This is a genomic window from Pseudomonas baetica (assembly GCF_051216495.1).
In the GTDB taxonomy this organism is placed as follows: domain Bacteria; phylum Pseudomonadota; class Gammaproteobacteria; order Pseudomonadales; family Pseudomonadaceae; genus Aquipseudomonas; species Aquipseudomonas baetica_B.
Window position 1 is genome coordinate 1 of sequence record NZ_JBPKAM010000195.1, and the last position, 5660, is coordinate 5660.

The 5660-nt window shown below is 60.8% G+C and carries 6 protein-coding genes; 3 read left to right on the forward strand and 3 right to left on the reverse strand.

Annotation, left to right across the window (positions count from 1 at the left end; translation table 11 throughout):
• The first annotated feature begins 174 nt into the window (after window positions 1-174).
• On the forward strand, window positions 175-1854 hold the full coding sequence (gene ligB, locus ACSFE6_RS30800) for an NAD-dependent DNA ligase LigB (RefSeq protein ID WP_435431146.1): 1680 nt from the start codon (window positions 175-177) through the stop codon (window positions 1852-1854).
• Between the two features lie 82 nt (window positions 1855-1936).
• Window positions 1937-2332 (forward strand): DUF1090 domain-containing protein, encoded by a 396-nt coding sequence (locus ACSFE6_RS30805; RefSeq protein ID WP_435431147.1) that lies wholly within the window; start codon window positions 1937-1939, stop codon window positions 2330-2332.
• A 130-nt stretch (window positions 2333-2462) separates the two neighbouring features.
• Here ACSFE6_RS30805 and ACSFE6_RS30810 read toward each other — a convergent pair whose 3' ends face one another.
• Window positions 2463-2912, reverse strand: a complete 450-nt coding sequence (locus ACSFE6_RS30810) for a c-type cytochrome (protein WP_435431148.1) — start codon at window positions 2910-2912, stop codon at window positions 2463-2465.
• Between the two features lie 128 nt (window positions 2913-3040).
• Here ACSFE6_RS30810 and mltA point away from each other — a divergent pair, with 128 nt between their 5' ends.
• Complete coding sequence (gene mltA / locus ACSFE6_RS30815; RefSeq protein WP_435431149.1) at window positions 3041-4216, forward strand: murein transglycosylase A; 1176 nt, start codon at window positions 3041-3043, stop codon at window positions 4214-4216.
• Between the two features lie 48 nt (window positions 4217-4264).
• On the opposite strand, the gene ACSFE6_RS30820 is transcribed toward mltA, so the two are convergent.
• Window positions 4265-4648 (reverse strand): MAPEG family protein, encoded by a 384-nt coding sequence (locus tag ACSFE6_RS30820; protein ID WP_435431150.1) that lies wholly within the window; start codon window positions 4646-4648, stop codon window positions 4265-4267.
• A gap of 32 nt (window positions 4649-4680) precedes the next feature.
• Window positions 4681-5514: an EamA family transporter gene (locus ACSFE6_RS30825; RefSeq protein ID WP_435431151.1), complete on the reverse strand. Its 834-nt coding sequence runs from the start codon at window positions 5512-5514 to the stop codon at window positions 4681-4683.
• Between the last annotated feature and the right edge of the window lie 146 nt (window positions 5515-5660).

The window sequence follows — 5660 nt, forward strand, 5'->3', positions numbered from 1 at the left end:
TTTATTCCGTAGCTTCGCTCCTTTGTGGGTGGGTGTGGTATCCCTTTCGTACCTCCCCTTCCCCCCCCAACGAGGCCAGCTCGGCCAACAGAAAACATCCGGCAATACACCCACCCGCCGCACCAAAAAAGCTGACCTAGCCTTCAAACACCCCCATGAGCAAGGACGCTCGCAATGCCCCTCACCCCGCGCCTGTTTTTCACCAGCCTGCTCGCCTTTGCCAACCTGAACGCCAACGCTGCCCAATGCCCCGACTGGCCACCCGAACGCGCCGCAATCGAAATCACCGCCCTGCAAAAGCAAATCGACACCTGGGACGACAGCTACCACCGAAAGGGAAAATCCCTGGTCGCCGACGAACTCTACGACCAGTCCCGCGCACGACTCAGCGAATGGCGCCAGTGCTTCAATCTTAATACCCTCACAAATCCGTTAAGTACTGCACGCGGCACGATTGCCCACCCCATCGCCCACACCGGACTGGACAAACTGCGCGATGAGCAAGCCGTCGAAAGCTGGCTGCGTGATCGCAAGGACGTCTGGGCCCAACCCAAGGTCGATGGCGTAGCCGTGAGCCTGATTTATCGCAATGGCCTGCTGGCCCAGGCAATCAGTCGCGGTGACGGCTCACGTGGCCAGGACTGGACCGCTTCGGCACGCCAGATTGCTGCCATCCCCCAGCAACTGGCGCAGCCGCTGGACCTGCTGGTGCAAGGCGAGCTCTACTGGCGCCTTCCTGAGCATGTTCAGGCCCGGGCCGGCAGCCTCAATGCCCGCGCCATGGTCGCAGGCTTGATGAATCGCAAGACGCTCAGCCTGGAACAGGCAGCCGGGATCGGCCTGTTTGCCTGGGACTGGCCCGAAGGTCCGACGTCCTTGCCGGAGCGCGCCGCGGCGCTGGACGACCTGGGATTTCCAGACACCGGCCGGTACAGCCAACCGATCAGCACATTGTCCGATGCGCAACGCTGGCGAGATTACTGGTATCGCTCGCCACTGCCATTTGCCAGCGACGGCATTGTCCTGCGCCAGGGGCAGCGCCCAACGGCCGAACGCTGGAAAGCCAAACCGCCCCACTGGAGTGTTGCCTGGAAGTACCCTTTCGCCCAAGCACTGGCCGAAGTGCGCAAGGTCCACTTCAAGATCGGTCGAACCGGGCGGATCACCCCGGTGCTGGAGCTAACGCCAGTAATGCTCGATGACCGGCAAATCAAACGCGTCAGCGTAAGCTCCCTGCAGCGCTGGCAAGCGCAAGACATTCGGCCGGGCGACCAGGTCGCCATCAGCCTGGCCGGCCTTACCATTCCCAGGCTGGACGGTGTGGTGTTGCGCAGCACTGAGCGCCCGCCACTGAATGTGCCGCAGGCAACGGACTTTCATCCGCTAAGTTGCTGGCAGCCGACACAGGGATGCACGAGTCAGTTTCTCGCCCGCCTGACCTGGCTCAGTAGCCAGCAAGGTCTGGCCTTGTCCAATGTCGGCCCTGGCACTTGGGAAAAACTGCTTGAAGCAGGTCGCCTTGATGGACTACTGGATTGGTTGACCCTCGATGCTCAAGAGCTTGCTAACATTGACGGTTTGGGCGAACGCAGTGCCGCGCGCCTTGCGTCCAGTTTTGACACTGCCCGGCATCGCCCTTTCGCCCATTGGCTAAAAGCACTGGGCATGCCACCGACAGGCCAGGCACGCCTCGCCGACTCATGGCAGATATTGGCACAACGCGATATTGAACAGTGGCAAGCCGAAACAGGGATAGGACCGGGACGCGCAGCGCAATTGAGCGCCTTTTTTCGCGATCCGCAGGTTCTGGCCTTACGTGAAACATTACGGGAGGCCGGGATCGACGGTTTTTAGCGCCCCGGGAACCCGACAGGACCGATGGGCTCAAACACGCCATCACTGCATCGAACAGATTGCCTTTTCTCATGGAGCTTTTATGAAACGACTTTCACCGCTCGCGCTGCTGACCCTTTGCAGTGTCCTGGCCGCCCCACTGATGGCCGCCGAAGAAGCACCAGAGCTGACCGGATGCGCCGCCAAGAAACAAGGCATCATCAACCAGATCGAACTGGCCAAGACCCACGGCAATGCAGAGCAGCAGGCCGGCCTGGAAAAGGCCCTGAGCGAAGTCACCGCCAATTGCACCGACGCTTCGCTGAAGAAAGAGCGTGAAAACAAAGTGCTTGAAGCCAAGCATGAAGTCAGCCAGCGTCAGGCCGACCTCGACAAGGCCATGAAGAAAGGCGATCCGGAGAAGATCAACAAGCGCAAGGACAAACTCGCCGAGTCCCGCAAGGAATTGCAGGAAGCGGTGGATGAATTGGATAAGTAAGAAAAGGTAACGACCAAGGATCGTTGGTGTTGCCGAATCAGCATTCGCGAGCAGGCTCGCTCCCACAGGGAAATGCAGTCAAATGTGGGAGCGAGCCTGCTCGCGAAGACGACAGACCGAGCACCGCCAATCAATGATCCCGAAACTGTTTATGACACGCACTGCAAGCATCTTCGACTTTCTGCACCGCCGGCCCCAGATTGCTGGCCTTGTAGGGTTGAACCTGACTGGCGATCACCAATTCACCGGTGGCGCTTTCAAGATCGCGAGCCATTGCCTGAAAGCGTGCCTGCTGCTCCCAGACATCACTTTTCGCACTGGTGTGGTCTTCTTCACGCACCTGCGGAAAATGCTTCCACGGTTCGCGAGACAACGCGTCGAGCTTCACCGCACCGTCGGCGAATTTCGGGCCATCGAACGGAATACGGCCACGCAACATGCCGCCCAGGTCTTCACCGGTCTTGAGCATCTGCTTGAAAATGGCCTTGCGCTGACCGAGCGGCGAGTTGGGATCGACACCACCGCACGCGGACAACGTCAGACAGGCCAGCAATACAACAGTAAGTCTTTTAAGAGTCATGGTGGCTTCAGGTCACGGGAATCGGCGGCCAGTATCCTCGTCTCGTCGGCAAACACCAATAGCCCTATTATCAATAAGGGTTGCCTGAGGGCATGGAGCACTCGAGCAACCGGCAAAGGAATTACTCCATGAACAGCCGTATCAAGGCATGGCGTCACAGCCTTGTCTGGACCTTGCCCCTGGTGGCCCTGCTTGCAGGCTGCACCGGTGGCGAAAAACCACAACCGAAAACCCATGCGCTGGCCACCTACTCCAGTGCCACATGGGAAGCACTGCCGACGGTGAGCGACAGCGACCTCGTCGCCGGTTTCGGCTCATGGCGCAGCGCATGCACCCGGCTCAAGGCCGACCCTGTCTGGGGTGGCATCTGCGCCTCGGCCGCCAACGTGCCGCCATCCGCCAGCGAGATCCGTGGTTTTCTCAAACAGAACCTCGATGTCTATGGCCTGCGCGCCGCCAACGACAACCCCAATGGCCTGATCACCGGCTATTACGAACCGGTCTACCCAGGCAGCCTGACCCAGACCGCCAGCGCGAATGTCCCGGTGTACGGCGTGCCCGAAGACATGATCATCGTCTCCCTCGACAGCCTCTATCCAGAGCTCAAAGGCAAGCGTCTGCGCGGTCGACTGGAAGGTCGCGTGCTCAAGCCGTACGACGATGCGGCAACGATTGAAAGCAAAGGGGTCAAGGCGCCGGTGGTGGCCTGGCTCACCGACCCGATGAACCTGCAATTCCTGCAAATCCAGGGCTCCGGGCGCATTCAACTCGACAACGGACGCCAGTTGCGCATCGCTTATGCCGACCAGAATGGTCATCCCTATCGCCCCATCGGGCGCTGGCTGGTAGAGCAAGGCGAGCTGAAGAAGGAAGAGGTGACCATGGGCACGATCGCTGCCTGGGCCAAGGCCAATCCGTCGCGGATTCCGGAACTGCTGGGCAGCAACCCGAGTTATGTGTTCTTCACCCGCAATCCGGACAGCAACGAAGGGCCTCGCGGGTCGCTGAACGTACCCCTGACTGCCGGTTACAGCGCAGCGGTGGATCGCAAGGTCATTCCATTGGGCAGCCTGCTGTGGTTATCCACAACCAAACCGGACGGCACGGCACTGGTGCGTCCGGTCGCGGCACAAGACACCGGCGGTGCCATTGCCGGCGAGGTTCGCGCGGACCTGTTCTGGGGCACCGGCGAGGCGGCCGGGCAACTGGCCGGAGACATGAAGCAGCAGGGGCAGATCTGGATGCTCTGGCCCAAAGGCGCGGCGCTGCCGCAAGTGCCGCAGGTGGCAGATTCGGTTAAATGAATTCTGTAGGAGCCGGCCTGCTGGCTCCTACAAGTCTTCGACCTGGTCTTAAGCTGACACCACAAAAAACGCCACAATCAGCCCCATCCCCACAAACCACGCCAGCGACCGCAGCGTCGGCCAGTCCGCCAGATAAAAAATGATGTACAGCAGGCGACTGGTAATGAACAACACCGACAGCACATTGATGGTTACCAGTTCGGCATTGCCAACCAGGTGAGCCACGATCACCGCTGCGGCGAACGCCGGGGTCACTTCAAAGCTGTTCAGTTGCGCCGCATTTGCGCGCCTGCCCAATCCGTCCAGCGAATCGAGAAAGTCCCGAGGATCATGGTTGTCTTTCAAGCGGAACCCACCACTGATCTTGGCCACGTACACACAAACATACGGCAGCAAAATCGCGATCAACACGCACCACAGCGCAACGTTCATAAAGCAGTCCCTTCTTCACGTTTTCAGAGCAGTCAGAATTTCATGACCAGCATGCCGACCAGCACCAACCCACAGGCTAAGAGTCGAGGCCTGCCGAATGGTTCTTTCAGGTAACGCATGCCGAACAGCACCACCAGAATCACGCTGATTTCACGCAGTGCCGCCGCCTCGGCAATCGACCCCAGTTGCATGGCCCAGAGCACCAGAGCGTAGCTGAACAATACGCAGAACCCGACCGCCAACCCCAATCGCCACTGCTCCCGCCAGAACAACCTGAACGCCGGCCGCTTGCGCACCCAGGCCAGCAAGGGGAAAGGCCAGGCACTGAGCAACGTCACCCAGACCAGATAGTCCAGCGGGTGCGACCAGCGTCGCAGTGCCTGGCCGTCGATGTAGGTGTAGCAACCGATGCACAGGCCGATCAGTGCCACCACCGGCAACATCGACCAAGGTAGACGCGCGCCGCCTCCGCCCTGCCAGAGCAGGCACAGCATGCCGAGCGGAATCAGCAGGATCCCGAAGATTTGCTGATGGGTCAGCGCCTCCCCGGCGAACATCAAGGTCAGCGCCAGCACCACCAGCGGCGATAACCCGCGCATCAGCGGATAGACCAGCCCGAGATCGCCGACCCGATAGGCCTGGATCAACAGGTAGCGATAGAGCAACTCGAAGGCCGCCGAGGCCAGAATCCACGGCCAGATGTCCAGCGGCGGCAGCGACACGAACGGCAGCATCACGACGACAAACAGCATCGCCACGCTGTCCATGCAGGCCACCACCAGCAAGCGCTCGGCGCTGAATTTGATCAGGGTATTCCACGCCGCGTGCAACAGCGCCGCCACCAACACCAGTGCTGTTGCAAGCACGGCACACTCCTTTTTGTTGTATTGCTCTCCCCTTTAGGAGCCGGGGGGGGGGGGGGGGGGGGGGGGGGGGGGGGGGGGGGGGGGAGGAGGGGGGGGGGGGGGGGGGGGGGGGGGGGGGGGGGGGGGGGGGGGGAGGGGGGAGTCAT